Origin of the sequence: Clostridium celatum DSM 1785 (assembly GCF_000320405.1) — a bacterium.
GTDB lineage: Bacteria > Bacillota > Clostridia > Clostridiales > Clostridiaceae > Clostridium > Clostridium celatum.
This window is the reverse complement of the sequence record NZ_KB291645.1, coordinates 113167-128250: the sequence shown is the minus strand read 5'-3', so window position 1 is coordinate 128250 and position 15084 is coordinate 113167. Positions and strand designations below refer to the sequence as shown.

The following is a 15084-nucleotide window of genomic DNA, read 5'->3' as shown; positions in this document are numbered from 1 at the left end:
GAGTTTAAGAAGATGAGTGGAATTACCTACGATTATATGGAAGAATATATTAGAGGATTAATACCAGAAAGTGAAGGAAGACTAAAAGCATTAGAAGATTTTGCTAAAGAAAATGGAGTGCCTATAGCGCAAAAGGAAACTATAAAGTTTTTAGAATTTATGGTTTCTATGAAAAAGCCTCTAAGAATATTGGAGCTTGGCACAGCTATTGGATATTCTGCAATTATAATGCATGAAGCAGCTGGAACTAATCCACATATTACTACTATTGAAAGAAGCGAAGAAATGATAAAATATGCAAAGGAAAATATAGAATCCTTTGGACTTTCTGATAAAATAAAAATTGAAGAAGGAGATTGTTTAGAAGTATTAGAAAAACTAGACGAACCTTATGATTTAATATTTATGGATGCAGGTAAAGGTCATTATAATCATTTCTTGCCACATTGCCTAAGACTTTTAAATAAGGATGGAATAATAATTGCTGATAATGTATTATTCAGAGGCATGGTTGCAACTGATGAGTTAGTTAAAAGAAGAAAAATAACAATAGTTAAGAGAATGAGAACTTATCTAGACTTAGTATCACAAGATAAAGAGTTAGTAACATCAGTAATTCCTATGGGAGATGGAATTGCTATAACAAAGAGGAGGTAACTACTTATGAGAAAACCAGAAATATTAGCACCTGCTGGTAATTTAGAAAAGCTAAAGATAGCTATAGATTTTGGAGCAGATGCTGTATATATTGGTGGAGGTAAATTAAATCTTAGAGCCTTTTCAAATAATTTTTCAAATGAAGAAATGATTGAAGGGATTAAGTATTGCCATGATAGAGGTAGAAAGCTTTATGTAACATTAAATGTTTTTGCAAGAAATCATGATTTACCTTCAGCAGGAGATTATATAAAGGGACTTTATGACATCGGTGTAGATGCAGTTATAGTTGCAGATCCATCATTAATTGCAATATGTAAAGAAGTTGCACCAGAATTAGAAATACATTTAAGTACTCAAGCAAATACTGTTAACTGGATGGCAACTAAATTCTGGTACGATTTAGGCGTTAAGAGAATAGTATTAGCAAGAGAGTTAACTTTTAAAGAAATAAATGAAATAACTGAAAATATTCCTAAGGGATGCGATATTGAAGCATTTATTCATGGTTCAATGTGTGTTGCATATTCTGGAAGATGTTTAATATCAAATTATATGATTAAGAGAGATGCCAATAAAGGAATCTGTGGTAATGTATGTAGATATAAATATCATTTAGTTGAAGAAACTAGACCAGGTGAATATTATCCTGTTATAGAAGATGATAATGGGACATATATAATGAACTCAAAAGATTTATGTATGATTCATTACATACCAGAGCTTGTTAAGAGTGGTATCTATTCTTTTAAAATTGAAGGAAGAATGAAGAGTGAATTCTATGTAGCTTCAGTAGTAAAAGCATATAGAGAAGCTTTAGATAGCTATTGGGAAAATCCATCTAACTATAAATTTAAAGATGAATGGATGGATATGCTTAGAAAAGTAAGTCATAGACCATATCACACAGGTTTCTATTTAGGAGTAAATGGTGAACAAAATTACGATGATGCAGGATATGTTAGAGATTATGAAATTGTCGGAATGGTAAAATCTTATGACCCTGAAACAAAGACTGCAACAGTTCTTCAAAAGAATAGAGTTTTTGAAGGTGAAGAAGTAGAAGTTTTAAGACCGGATGTTCCATATTTTAAGATTAAGCTTGAAGATATGTATGATATAGACAAAGATAGAAAGACAGATGTAGCAAATAGAGCACACATGATGTTTACTGTTAAAGTTGATACTCCATTAAAAGTAAATGACATGTTTGTAAAAGCTAACAATGTTATCAACATAAATAATAACTAAGGAGGAACTGTAATGTCAAAACCGATTTTAATAGGGATTACTGGAGGTACTGGTTCAGGTAAAAGTACAATAGCTGATGCCTTATATACAAACTTCCCTAAAGAATGTATTACTATGATACAACAAGATATGTATTATAAAGATCAAAGTCACTTATCTATGGAGGAAAGAGTTAAAACTAACTATGACCATCCAATGGCATTTGATAATGATTTATTAGTAGAACACTTAAAAAAATTAATAAATGGTGAAGCTATTGAAAAACCAAGTTATGATTTTACAGTGCATAATAGAGCAAAAGAAACAACTTTAGTTGAATCAAGAGATATAATATTAGTTGAAGGAATTTTAATACTTGAAGATGAGAGAATAAGAGATCTTTTAGATATTAAAGTTTATGTTGATACTGATGCCGATATAAGAATTTTAAGAAGATTAGTAAGAGATAGAAATGAAAGAGGTAGAACAATTGAATCAGTTGTAGATCAATACTTAAATATTGTTAGACCTATGCATATGCAATTTACTGAGCCTACAAAGAAATATGCAGACATAATAGTTCCAGAAGGTGGACATAACTATGTTGCAATAGATATTTTAATGGCAAAAATTAGAGATATATTAAAATAATTTGAATAAAACACCTATTCTTTGGCTAGAATCTAGCTGAAGGAGGTGTTTTTTTATGTACAAATATAAAATTGATAGTAAGAGACTAACAATTGTTTGTATTACCTTTTTTGTAGTTTTAATGATTTTAGGTGTTAGATTATATTTTTTGATGATATATCCTAGTAATTTAGTTCAAGGTGAGCTTGAAGCACATCAATTAGAGTATACAAGTAATAATAATTATAAAATATTTGATACAGAGGGAAATGAATTAATTAAATATAATAAAAAATATGTTATGGTATTAGATACAAAACCTTTTAAGTTAAATAATTATGAAGAAACTTTAGAGGATTTATTAGCACTTAACTTCATAATGAAAACCGAAGATAGTACTTTTAACTTTTCAGATATAATGCAAACTGAAGGTAAATTTTATTATACAATAACAGAAGAAACATACAATAAGATAAATAAATTAACCAATATAAAGGGGATTTATTGTTATGAATATGATGAATTAGATTTAAAAGAAAGATGGAAAATAGAAAATGCAATTGCAAGTATAGATGTAGATAATGTAGTAGAGGGATCTTTTGAAGAAAAAATAGCAGATATAATTAAGGAAAATGAATATCCCAATAAGAGTTTTTCATTAGATAATAAATCTATCTATTATACATCAAAAACTGATGAAGGTGAAGAAAATAAAAACATTAGATTGACTATAAATAATGCTTGGACAGAAAAAATAAGGGAAGTATTAAATAGAGAAGAATATAGCTTTTTAAGTAACATAGGTGTTGTTTTATTAGAAGCTGATACGGGGAAAATTAGGGCTATGGTTCAAAAGGATGAAACGGAAGCAAATGTAAATTTAGGTATAGGTCTATTAGGATATGAACCAGGTTCGATTTTTAAAACTTTAACAGATTCTATAGCTTTAAATGAAGGATTAATAACTAATAATGATACTTTTGAGTGTACTGGAGAAATATGTACAAAATTAGGTGAAAAATATGCTCATGGACCTTTAACTGTAAATGAGGCTCTACAAGTATCATGTAATGACGTATTTGCGCAAGTAGGTAATTTAGCAGGATATGAAACTATGCTTAAATATACAACTAATTTAGGGCTGTATAGCAAGGTTCTTGGGTTCTCTGGAGAAAATAGAGAAGAAGCTGTAGGGAGTATGCCTCCAGCAGGTGAAGGTGTAAGTAATTTTTCTATAGGTCAAAGCTTAACTGTAACTCCTCTTCAAATGGCAGGTGCAATTAATGCAATTACAAATGATGGGGTGTATATTAAACCAACTTTAATAGAAGCTATTGTTGATAATGATAATAATATTATAGAGAAAACACAAGAAGAAGAAAGAAGGGTTTTTTCAAGTACAACAGCGAAGATAGTGCAAAATGCAATGCATGATGTTATATGGAAGGGAACAGGATATGAAGCTAAGGTTGAAGGAATTAATCAAGGTGGAAAAACGGGGACTTCAACAGGTACAGCTAGTGATGGATCAAAAACAAATCATGGATGGTTTGCAGGTTATTTTGAATTAGGAGAGCATAAATATACATTAGTAGTAATAGCACCTAATATACCTGATATGCATCCTGATGGAAGGGAACTTGGAGGCGGAAATACTGGTGCACCAATTTATAGACAAATAATATATTCATTAATGGATGAAGAATGATAAAATTAATTAGTGGTTAAAAGTGATAAATTAATTATTAAGGGAGTAAACTTCATTAGAGGTTTATTCCTTTATTTTTTTATTAGATAATGCTGTAATTGGCTTTATGTATTTATTAGAGCACTTATAGGAGTATATTAATTTTGAAGTTTTCCATCAAATAAAATGTGTCAAGAAAATTAATTTAGTTTCATAAAGCAATATTTAGAGGAATTATCATATTATATAATAAGCACTAATAGGAGGAAGCTTAGTGATATTTATTAGTAATATTCTGGAGTTTCTATGTAGCAATATATTTTTAACAGGGTATATCTCCGGAAGCAATACATTTCCGCAGCCGTTAGATGAAAAAGAAGAAGAAAAATATTTAGAATTATTGAAAAAGGGAGATAAGAACGCAAAAGGAGTGTTAATTGAAAGAAACCTTAGGTTAGTTGCACATATTGTGAAAAAGTATCAAATACCCAATAAGGATATAGATGAACTTATTTCTATTGGAACAGTAGGGCTTATAAAGGCAATAGATTCATTTGATGCATCGAAGGGTACAAGATTAGCTACATATGCATCTAGGTGCATTGAAAATGAAATTTTAATGTTATTTAGAAGTAGTAAAAAACAAAAAGGAGAAACTTTTCTTCATGACCCAATCGGAGTTGATAAAGAAGGAAATGAAATTAGCTTAATAGATGTTTTAAGTAGTGATAAGGATTCTGTTATAGACAAAGTAGAAACTAATATGCAAATAAGAGCACTTTATGCAAAGATAAAATCTTCTTTAAATGAAAGAGAAGGTGAAATAATAAAAATGAGATATGGATTGATTGATGGAAAATGTAAAACACAACGAGAAATAGCAGGTATGTTAGGAATTTCTAGATCTTATGTATCTAGAATAGAAAAGAAAGCGTTAAAAAAATTAAGAAAAGAATTACAAGTTAATGACAAAGTACACTAAAATATTACAAAATAAGTTGAATTATCCCTATATCTCTACTAGAATATAAATATATGTATATATTAGAGAGGGGGAGCTAAAATGTATTTCTTAAAGGAACTATTAACCAAGACTATTGAACTTGGTGCATCAGATTTACATTTAACAGTAGGATTACCACCAACAGTAAGGTGTAATGGAAAATTAATTCAACTAGGTAACAAAAAATTATTTCCAGATGATGTAGAAAAGTTTTCAAGAGAGATTTTAGAAGAGAAATATGATGAGTATATTAAAGAAGGAGAATTTGATACTTCTTATTCTATTCAAGGCATAGGGAGATTTAGAGTAAATATATTTAAACAAAGAAATAGCGATGCAATTGCTATTAGGGTTATAGCTCTTAAAATACCTAATTTAGATGATTTAAAATACCCACAAGTACTTAAGGAAATAGTCAAAAAACAAAGAGGGTTAGTATTGGTTACAGGTCCAACAGGTAGCGGTAAAAGTACTACTTTAGCAGCTATGATAAATGAAATAAATAATACAAGACAAGCACATATTATTACTTTAGAAGATCCAATTGAATATCTTCATAAGCATAATAAGTGCATAGTGAATCAAAGAGAAATAGGAAAAGATAGTAAAAGTTATAAGAGTGCACTAAAATCAATATTGAGAGAGGATCCCGATGTTATATTAGTTGGAGAAATGAGAGACTTAGAAACTATATCAGTTGCTATAACAGCAGCTGAAACAGGACATCTAGTATTATCAACACTTCATACTATCGGTGCAGCTAAAACTATTGATAGAATAATAGATGTATTTCCACCACATCAACAGCAACAAATTAAAGTTCAATTATCTTCTGTATTGCAAGCAGTTATATCTCAACAGTTACTTGAAAATGCAGATGGAAATGGTAGAGTTGCTAGTCTTGAAATAATGGTGACTACTCCAGGAATACAAAATTTAATTAGAGAAGGAAAAACTCATCAAATAATTTCTGCAGTACAAACTGGCAATAGATATGGAATGAAAACTATGGATATGTCAATTGCAGAATTGTATAAAAAGGGAGTAATAAGTATGGAAACAGCTATGACATATGCCGTGGATAGTGAAACCTTAAAGAGATTGATGATATTATAAATTTTAAAAGAGGTTATATCAAAATAATCATATTGTTTTGATATAACCTCTTAATTTTATGTACAACAATATATTTTATATTATTACACAAATGTTAAAAAAAGTGTATATATCAAAAAATATTAAGTTTTTTTAAATAATATTAATTTATATAGAGGATTTTTTAAGTATATGTTGAATATTAAATATGATAGGTATATTGATTTAATTAAACAAAATAGTATTTGATTAGAAGTTTTTGCTTTAAATGAATAAAAATATATATAAATACAAAATATAATATTCATTTACAAAATTCTTATACAATTAATGTTTTTACTATTGTTAAATACATATATAATGTTGTAAAATCAATATATGAAAGTTTGTATGTTTAAGATTTTAAGATTGAATAATAAACAATACACTAATAAAAGTTAATTTTAAAAGGTATTTTAATAACTAATAGAGAAGGTTTGAAGGAGGAATTATTTTGTTAGATTTTGAATTAGATATGCAAGAATTAAGTAATATAAAAGTAATAGGCTGCGGTGGTGGCGGCGGAAATGCAGTTAATAGAATGATAGTTGAAGGATTAAAAAATGTTGAGTTTATTGTTGTAAATACAGATAAGCAAGCATTACTACTTTCACAAGCTAATACCAAGATTCAAATTGGAGAAAAATTAACAAAGGGTCTAGGTGCAGGAGCAAATCCTGAAATAGGTAAAAAAGCTGCAGAAGAAAGTAGAGAAGAAATAGCAGAAGCTATAAAAGGTGCTAACATGGTATTTATAACTGCTGGTATGGGCGGTGGAACTGGAACTGGTGCTGCTCCTGTAGTTGCAGAAATTGCTAAATCTATGAATATTTTAACTGTAGGTGTTGTTACTAAGCCTTTCCCATTTGAAGGTAAAAGAAGAATGAGACATGCTGAAATGGGATTAGAAAACTTAAAACAACATGTTGATACATTAGTTATAATTCCTAATGAAAAACTTTTAGCTATGGCAGATAAGAAAACTACTCTTTTAGATTCATTTAAATTAGCTGATGGAGTATTAAGACAAGGTGTACAAGCAATATCAGACCTTATAACTATTCCTGGGGTAGTTAATGCCGATTTTGCAGATATAGAAACTGTTATGAAAGATAAAGGTTTAGCACATATGGGTGTTGGATATGGTAAGGGTGATAATAAGGCACAAGATGCTGTAAGACAAGCAATATCTTCACCATTATTAGAAACATCAATAGATGGAGCTACTGGGGTTATAATTAACTTTACTGGTGGTGTTGATTTAGGAGCTATCGAAGTTTATGAAGCAGCTGAAATAGTAAGAGAAGCTGCTGATGTTGATGCTAATATTATATTTGGTGCAGTAATTGATGAATCTTTAAATGATGAAATTAGATTAACAGTTATTGCAACTGGATTTGAAGAAGATAATGGAAAAATAGGAGCAACAACAATAGAACAAAAAGTTGAGCCTAAAAAAGTAGAACCAGAGGTAAAGGAAGAAGTAGTATCTAAGCCGGAACCACATAACGATCCATTATTAGATTTAGATAGAGAAAGTGTTAATATACCAAGTTTTTTAAGAGCAAGAAGATAAAAAGTTAAATTTCATAAAGTTATAAAAATAGATAAAAACTATCAATTATGTATTGAAGTTTTTATCTATTTTTTTTATTAAAAGCAATAATAGCAGTAAATATGCCTAAAGATTACAAAAAACAAAAAATAGATACTTAATATAAAAATATATTAAAAAAAATGTAAAAAAAGTATGAGTGAAAAATTTTTTAATATCCTCAAAAATGACAAAAAATTTTTATGCATAAAGTTATAATTGATTTAATAGGGAGGATAGAAATGTGGAGGTTTATCTAGATATTTTTATTTTCGAAAACTTTATAATAAATATATTTTTATTATTATTAACATTTAAGATACAGAGGATTAAATATAATATTAAATTATTATATTTATCATCATTATTAGGTGCACTATATGCTTTAGTTATCTTTTATAATGTAATGATTTTAACTTCCATATTAGCAAAGTTAGTAGTTGCAATAGTGATGATTTATATTGCTATTGATAATAGAAAAATAATTAACATTATAAAATCGACCTTTATATTTTTTATGATTGCATTTATGTTAGGTGGTATGTGTTTTAGTTTTGTTGTAATGCAAAACACATGTTTAGTAGGACAAGATTTTGTTATAGAAAATAATTCATTTAAGGAAGTAGCATTAGCTTTGATAATTGTTTTTATATGTATCACAAGAATAATAGATTCTATAAAGGAAAGGGCTATAATTAAAAATTTTATATATGATATATATATTAGGGAAGGAAATAATACATTACAAATAAAAGGTTTTTTAGATACAGGAAATGAGTTAAGAGAACCAGTAACTAATTTACCATGTATATTGATTGAAAAAAATTATTTTGATCAGTTTAATATACAAGATAAAGATAAATATACAATAAGATACAAAACAATAAGTAAGGATGGAGCGGTACAAGGGTTTAAAGGTGAAAGTATAAAAATACGAAATGAAGAAGATAAATCATGGATTAATGTTGATGCTATTATATGTGAGTGTGAAGGAAAGTTAAGTAAAACTGATGATTTTCATGCACTACTTTCAAGGGGAATAGTATAGGAGGGTATATGAAAAAAATAATTTTATTAATAAATAAAATATTATCAAAGCTTAATATTGGGACGAAGAGAGTAGACTACATTGGAGGAAATGATGCATTGCCACCTCCTTTAAAGAAAGATGAAGAGGAAAAGCTAGTTGAAAAGCTTGAGAGTGGTGGAGATGAAATAAGAAATATATTAATAGAGAGAAATTTAAGATTAGTTGTTTATATAGCAAGAAAATTTGAAAATACAGGAGTAGGAGTTGAAGATTTAATTTCAGTAGGGACCATTGGTTTAATAAAGGCAGTAAATACTTTTAAACCAGATAAAAAAATAAAGCTTGCGACTTATGCTTCAAGATGTATAGAAAATGAAATATTAATGTATTTAAGAAGAAATAGCAAGGTAAAAGCAGAAGTGTCATTTTATGAACCTCTAAATATTGATTGGGATGGAAATGAATTATTATTATCAGATATTTTAGGGACAGAAAATGATACTGTTTATAATTTGATTGAAGATGAAGTGGATAAGCAGTTATTATTTTTAGCTTTAAGAAATTTAAATGATAGAGAAAAGGAAATAGTGACATTAAGATTTGGTTTAGCAGGTAATAGTGAAAAGACTCAAAAAGAGGTTGCAGACATTTTAGGCATTTCTCAATCTTATATATCTAGGTTAGAAAAAAAGATAATAAATAGATTAAAAAAAGAAATTAATAAAATGATTTAGGTTGTCTTTAGTATAAAAGAATACTCTTAAGGAAATAATTTTAAATGCAGTATGTTATTACTTCCGAAGGAGTGAGTAACTTTGATTGTTAACAAAGTTGAGATTTGTGGAGTTAATACTTCCAAACTACCAGTACTTAAAGAAAAAGAGAAAAGAGAACTCCTTTTAAAAATGAGGGAGGGTGATACGAGTTCTAGAGAAACCTTTATTAAAGGAAATTTAAGGCTAGTTTTAAGTGTTATCCAGAGGTTTAATAATAGAGGCGAAAATGTCGATGATTTATTTCAAGTTGGATGTATAGGATTAATGAAGGCTATAGATAATTTTGATTTGAGTCAAAATGTAAAGTTTTCAACTTATGCTGTACCTATGATAATAGGAGAAATTAGAAGGTATTTAAGAGATAATAATTCTATAAGAGTAAGTAGATCATTGAGAGATATAGCTTATAAAGCGTTATTAGTTAGGGATAAACTAGTTAAGGATAATAACAAAGAGCCAACTGTTTCACAAATTGCAAAAGAATTAAATATACCAAGAGAAGATGTAGTATTTGCCTTAGATGCAATTCAAGATCCTGTTTCTTTATTTGAACCAATTTATCATGATGGTGGAGATGCAATTTATGTTATGGATCAAATAAGTGATTCTAAAAATAGTGATGATAACTGGCTTGAAAATATATCAATTAAAGAAGCCATGAAAAAATTGAATGATAGAGAAAAACTAATTTTAACATTAAGATTTTTTAATGGAAGAACTCAAATGGAAGTTGCAGATGAAATTGGTATATCTCAAGCGCAAGTTTCAAGATTAGAAAAAACAGCATTAAAACACATGAGAAAATATGTATAGGACTCTATGAGTCCTATTTTTTTTATATTTAGCATTATATAAATAATTATTAAATATATTTAAATTAAAGGATAATATTTGCAATGAAAAATAAAGATTAAATATAAAGTAAAAAATCCTATTTAGAGTAGGTTATATTATATAAAGTAATAAATATGAAGAGATTAAAGTTTATTAATCAATAATATATTTTATAATGAGGGGGATTAAAAAATGGAAGACGAATTAATTTTATATTCTGTAAATGCTATTAGAAGTATGGAGGTTATTGATATATCCACTGGCTGTAAATTAGGGTATACAAAGGATTATAAAATTGATATTAATGAGCAAAAAATAACAGCTATACTGTTGGCAGGTGCAACGAAGGGATGGTTTTCTAAAGAAGATGATATAGAAATACCTTGGGAAAAAGTAATAAAAATTGGTGTTGATGTATTGTTAGTAGATGCATCTGGTATAGAACTTAACTTAGATGAAAATAAAATATAGAAAAAACAACTAAAAAATTGTATAATGTTCATATACTAAATAAGAGGAAGGCGTGATTTACTTGAAATGTCCTTTTTGTTTTTTTTATGAAAGTAAGGTTGTAGACTCTAGAGCTACAGATGATAATACAACAATTAGAAGAAGAAGAGAATGTACTAAGTGTGGAAGAAGATACACAACTTATGAAAAGATTGAAGATATTCCTATACTAGTAATTAAAAGAGATTCTACAAGAGAAAACTTTAATAAAGAAAAAATAGTTAATGGACTAATTATAGCTTGTCAAAAAAGACCAATATCTAGAAAGCAAATAGAGGAATTAGCAGAAGACATAGAAAAAACTATTTCGAATAATATGCTTACTGAAATTGAATCAAGAGTAATTGGTGAAATGGTTATGGATAGACTAAAAGAACTTGATGAGGTTTCTTATGTGAGATTTGCATCTGTATATAGAGAATTTAAGGATATTAATACTTTTTTAGATGAGATAAAAGGTTTAATGACAAAATAATAGAATATTTACAGAGTTGTGGTAATATAAAACACAACTCTTTTTCGTGTTTAAATAGAAGTATTAATTATAAGAAGCTAAAACTTTAATATTGTAGTAGAAAAGTTAAAAGTAGGTTAAAACATATAGCTAGTAAATAGAAAAAGTAGTTAATAGATGTTAAAATAAAATAAGAATATTTTAGAGGTGAAAAATGAATTATATATATGTTAAAGATTTAAAGGAATATAAAGATTTTTGGGTTTTAGAGAATGGAAAAATAAATATAGTATTTTCAAATGCTAAAAATCATAGAAGTTTTAATAGAAATACTGAAGAGGGTATGGCAAATTTATTTTCATTAAAAGAAGATTTTAATGTAGATGAAGTTCAATATTTACATCAAATTCATAGTGATAATGTTATTAGTTATAAAAAAGAAATTAAAGATTTTATTGAAAATGAAGGAGATGCCATAATAACAAATGAAAAAGGTGTTATAATAGGAGCTTTTACAGCTGATTGTGTTCCAGTTATTTTAGTGGATGAAGAGAAAAATGTTATAAGTGCCATTCATAGTGGATGGAAAGGAACTTTTAATGAGATAAGTAAAAAGGCTGTAGATAAAATGATTACTAATTTTAATTCAGATGTAAATAATATAAAAGTTTATATAGGACCTCATATTAGACAGTGCTGTTATGAAATTTCAGAAGAATTAAAAGAGAAGTTTATTGAAAAATTTAATGTGCCTAAGGAAAAACTTTTTAATGGAAGAAATCTAAGTATGGAATTATGCATAGAAGAAAGTCTGAAATCAATAGGAATAAATGAAAACAACATATATTCTCTAAAAATATGTACACACTGTGAAGAAGAAGAAAAATTATTCTCATACAGAAAGAGTAATGGAACTTATGGAAGGTTATTTTCCTTTGCATATATAAAATAAATTATGGGGTGATAATAATGGCAAATGAAAAAATATTAGTAGTAGATGATGAGGAACATATAGCAGAACTTATACGTTACAACTTAGAAAGTAATGGATATAAAATTTTAAGTGCCAATAATGGAATAGATGCAATGAAAATTGTATTAGAGGAAAGACCAAACTTAATTTTACTTGATTTAATGATTCCAGGAAAAGATGGATATGATGTATGTAAGGAAATAAGAAGTACTAAGGAAGTTATGAATACGCCAATAATAATGTTAACGGCTAAAAGTGAAGAGATTGATAAAATATTAGGATTAGAACTTGGTGCAGATGATTATATAACAAAACCATTTTCAGTAAGAGAATTGCTTGCTAGAGTTAAAGCTGTACTTAGAAGATTTTCTATTGTTGAGTCTGAGGAAAATGTTTTAGTTTTTGGTGATTTAACTGTAGACTTTGAAAAAAGAGAGGTACTTATAAAAAATAACAAGTTAGAGTTAACACTAAAGGAGTTTGAACTCCTTGAAATTTTAATTAGAAACAAAGGTAAAATTTTAACAAGGGATACTTTATTAGATAAAATTTGGGGCTATGAATATATTGGAGAAACAAGAACTGTAGATGTTCATATTAGATATTTAAGAAAAAAAATAGAGTCAGATGATAAAAATCCTAAATTTATAGAAACTATTAGAGGAGTAGGGTATAGGTTTAACCCTAATTTATAAATAATGAAGAAAAGAATTATAACATCAGTAGTAATTACTGTAGTATTTGCATTAATAATAGTAACTAGTTCATTTATTGCTTTAGTAAATGTTAATACTATTAATGATGCAAAGGAAATATTATCAATTTACAATTTATTAATTGCAGATGATATAAAAAATAATGATTATGATAATGTATCATTATTTACATTTAAGGGCAATGCTGTAAGATTCACTGTAGTAAATAAAGATGGCGAAGTTATTTATGATAATGAAAAAGAAAATTTAGAAAATCATAAAGATAGACAAGAAATAATAGATGCTTTTAATAAAGGTGAAGGTACAAGTGTAAGATTTAGCGATACATTATCATGTAATTTAGCATATGTTGCAACTAAAATAAGTGATAATTTAGTAGTTAGAAGCTCTGTGCCAATTAGCAATATTAAAGTTTTTACATTAGGTACTCTTAAATATTATATTGCCATAGTTATAGTAGTATTTTTATTATCATTATTATTAGCTGTTAAATTAGTAAAAATTATAGTGTATCCAGTAAAAGAATTAGAAAAGGTAACTACTAAAATTGCAGCTGGTGATTTAGATAAAAGAGCTATAATTTATAATTATGATGAAATTGGTCTTTTAGCTCAAACCTTTAATAATATGGCAGAGCAACTTAAAATAAAGATAAATGATTCATTAGATAAGCAAAATAAGCTAGAAGCTATTTTAGAAAGTATGGAAAGTGGAGTAATTGCTTTAGATAATAGTGAAAAAATTATATTAAGTAATCCCTATTCAAATAAGCTCTTTGGAGTGAAAGAAGAAATTATAGGAAAGAATATTTCAGATTGTATAATTGATTATGATTTAATTAATTTTATAAGAGATATTCCTGATATTGATACAAAAGAAATAAAATTATTTCATCCTATAGAAAGAGAAATTAGAATAAAAAAGTCACCTATTATAGGAGTATATAAAAAGCCTATAGGAATAGTAATAACAATTCAAGATATAACTGATATAAAAAGGCTTGAAAATATGAGAAGTGAATTTGTTGCTAATGTATCGCATGAACTTAAAACACCGCTAACATCTATAAAAGGTTTTGCTGAAACTTTAAGGTATGTTAATGATGAAAATACTAGAAATAAATTTTTAGATATAATAGAAAAGGAATCGGAAAGATTAGGTAATTTAATTAATGATATTTTAGTTCTTTCTAACTTAGAAAATATGCATAAGATGGACAATGAATATTTTATGCCTATGGAAGTTATTCGAAATACAATTGAAGTAGTATCAAAGCAAGCTGATAAAAGAAATATTAAGATTAATTATTACAATGAGTTCAATGGAAAAATACTTGGAGATAAAGATAAATTTCATCAATTAGCTTTAAACTTAATTGAAAATGCCATTAAATATTCAAATGATGGTGGAAATATTGATATAGTCGCATCGGAAAAGGGCGATTGTTTTATTTTTAAAGTAAGTGATGATGGTATAGGTATACCTAAAAATGATATTCCAAGGATTTTTGAAAGGTTTTATAGAGTAGATAAATCAAGATCTACAAGGGGGACTGGACTTGGACTTGCAATTGTTAAACATATTGTTAAATTGTTTAATGGAGATATAAGTGTAGAATCAACAGTTGGTATTGGTAGTACATTTATTGTTAAAATAAAGAAATAACAAAAAGGATTGTAGAAATACAATCCTTTTTTTATATTTAAAATATTTTTAGGTTAATTATAGAGATATTAGAAAAGAGTTAAAAGATGTAAATTTAACATTAACTTAACATTGACTTAAAAATATTTAACGAAGAAGTAATATTACTTTAACTTTAGAGGAATAATATTATGTGTGTAAGGTATATGAAT

At 27.3% G+C, this 15084-nt stretch carries 15 protein-coding genes; all 15 read left to right on the top strand.

Annotated elements, in window-relative coordinates; translation table 11 throughout:
- The first annotated feature begins 12 nt into the window (after window positions 1–12).
- The 15 genes from HMPREF0216_RS08455 (at window position 13) to HMPREF0216_RS08385 (ending at window position 14893) form a co-directional block, all read left to right on the top strand.
- Entirely contained in the window at window positions 13–657 is a 645-nt protein-coding gene (locus HMPREF0216_RS08455) for an O-methyltransferase (RefSeq protein WP_005213578.1), read from the top strand.
- 6 nt (window positions 658–663) lie between these two features.
- The gene (locus HMPREF0216_RS08450; protein ID WP_005213576.1) at window positions 664–1908 is read left to right on the top strand and encodes a peptidase U32 family protein; all 1245 of its coding nucleotides are present in this window, start codon (window positions 664–666) and stop codon (window positions 1906–1908) included.
- 12 nt (window positions 1909–1920) lie between these two features.
- Window positions 1921–2538 carry a uridine kinase gene (udk, locus tag HMPREF0216_RS08445; protein WP_005213574.1) on the top strand — a complete coding sequence of 206 codons (618 nt, stop codon included), beginning with the start codon at window positions 1921–1923 and terminating at the stop codon, window positions 2536–2538.
- A 55-nt stretch (window positions 2539–2593) separates the two neighbouring features.
- A complete protein-coding gene (locus HMPREF0216_RS08440; protein WP_005213567.1) occupies window positions 2594–4225 on the top strand; it encodes a penicillin-binding transpeptidase domain-containing protein in 1632 nt (543 codons plus the stop codon).
- 253 nt (window positions 4226–4478) lie between these two features.
- Entirely contained in the window at window positions 4479–5186 is a 708-nt protein-coding gene (gene sigK / locus HMPREF0216_RS08435) for an RNA polymerase sporulation sigma factor SigK (protein WP_005213565.1), read from the top strand.
- Between the two features lie 81 nt (window positions 5187–5267).
- Window positions 5268–6323: a type IV pilus twitching motility protein PilT gene (locus HMPREF0216_RS08430; protein WP_005213563.1), complete on the top strand. Its 1056-nt coding sequence runs from the start codon at window positions 5268–5270 to the stop codon at window positions 6321–6323.
- A 472-nt stretch (window positions 6324–6795) separates the two neighbouring features.
- Window positions 6796–7917, top strand: a complete 1122-nt coding sequence (gene ftsZ, locus HMPREF0216_RS08425) for a cell division protein FtsZ (protein ID WP_040419479.1) — start codon at window positions 6796–6798, stop codon at window positions 7915–7917.
- A gap of 262 nt (window positions 7918–8179) precedes the next feature.
- Entirely contained in the window at window positions 8180–8983 is an 804-nt protein-coding gene (locus HMPREF0216_RS08420; protein WP_005213559.1) for a sigma-E processing peptidase SpoIIGA, read from the top strand.
- Window positions 8984–8991: 8 nt separating this feature from the next.
- Window positions 8992–9699, top strand: a complete 708-nt coding sequence (gene sigE, locus HMPREF0216_RS08415; RefSeq protein ID WP_005213558.1) for an RNA polymerase sporulation sigma factor SigE — start codon at window positions 8992–8994, stop codon at window positions 9697–9699.
- A gap of 81 nt (window positions 9700–9780) precedes the next feature.
- Window positions 9781–10554, top strand: a complete 774-nt coding sequence (gene sigG, locus HMPREF0216_RS08410) for an RNA polymerase sporulation sigma factor SigG (protein WP_005213556.1) — start codon at window positions 9781–9783, stop codon at window positions 10552–10554.
- Window positions 10555–10767: 213 nt separating this feature from the next.
- On the top strand, window positions 10768–11046 hold the full coding sequence (locus tag HMPREF0216_RS08405; RefSeq protein WP_005213554.1) for a YlmC/YmxH family sporulation protein: 279 nt from the start codon (window positions 10768–10770) through the stop codon (window positions 11044–11046).
- A gap of 61 nt (window positions 11047–11107) precedes the next feature.
- Window positions 11108–11560 (top strand): transcriptional regulator NrdR, encoded by a 453-nt coding sequence (nrdR, locus tag HMPREF0216_RS08400; RefSeq protein ID WP_040419502.1) that lies wholly within the window; start codon window positions 11108–11110, stop codon window positions 11558–11560.
- Window positions 11561–11753: 193 nt separating this feature from the next.
- Window positions 11754–12491 (top strand): peptidoglycan editing factor PgeF, encoded by a 738-nt coding sequence (gene pgeF / locus HMPREF0216_RS08395; protein WP_005213551.1) that lies wholly within the window; start codon window positions 11754–11756, stop codon window positions 12489–12491.
- A 17-nt stretch (window positions 12492–12508) separates the two neighbouring features.
- Window positions 12509–13207, top strand: coding sequence for a response regulator transcription factor (locus HMPREF0216_RS08390; RefSeq protein WP_005213549.1), 699 nt, complete (start codon window positions 12509–12511; stop codon window positions 13205–13207).
- A gap of 3 nt (window positions 13208–13210) precedes the next feature.
- Window positions 13211–14893, top strand: a complete 1683-nt coding sequence (locus HMPREF0216_RS08385) for a HAMP domain-containing sensor histidine kinase (protein ID WP_005213546.1) — start codon at window positions 13211–13213, stop codon at window positions 14891–14893.
- Window positions 14894–15084: the final 191 nt, after the last annotated feature.

What these genes read in the sequence shown, in the direction of transcription:
- HMPREF0216_RS08455 (WP_005213578.1), top strand. Translation starts at nt 13, where the DNA reads ATGAGTGGAATTACCTACGATTATATGGAAGAATATATTAGAGGATTA.
- HMPREF0216_RS08450 (WP_005213576.1), top strand. Translation starts at nt 664, where the DNA reads ATGAGAAAACCAGAAATATTAGCACCTGCTGGTAATTTAGAAAAGCTA.
- udk (WP_005213574.1), top strand. Translation starts at nt 1,921, where the DNA reads ATGTCAAAACCGATTTTAATAGGGATTACTGGAGGTACTGGTTCAGGT.
- HMPREF0216_RS08440 (WP_005213567.1), top strand. Translation starts at nt 2,594, where the DNA reads ATGTACAAATATAAAATTGATAGTAAGAGACTAACAATTGTTTGTATT.
- HMPREF0216_RS08430 (WP_005213563.1), top strand. Translation starts at nt 5,268, where the DNA reads ATGTATTTCTTAAAGGAACTATTAACCAAGACTATTGAACTTGGTGCA.
- sigE (WP_005213558.1), top strand. Translation starts at nt 8,992, where the DNA reads ATGAAAAAAATAATTTTATTAATAAATAAAATATTATCAAAGCTTAAT.
- HMPREF0216_RS08405 (WP_005213554.1), top strand. Translation starts at nt 10,768, where the DNA reads ATGGAAGACGAATTAATTTTATATTCTGTAAATGCTATTAGAAGTATG.
- pgeF (WP_005213551.1), top strand. Translation starts at nt 11,754, where the DNA reads ATGAATTATATATATGTTAAAGATTTAAAGGAATATAAAGATTTTTGG.
- HMPREF0216_RS08390 (WP_005213549.1), top strand. Translation starts at nt 12,509, where the DNA reads ATGGCAAATGAAAAAATATTAGTAGTAGATGATGAGGAACATATAGCA.
- HMPREF0216_RS08385 (WP_005213546.1), top strand. Translation starts at nt 13,211, where the DNA reads ATGAAGAAAAGAATTATAACATCAGTAGTAATTACTGTAGTATTTGCA.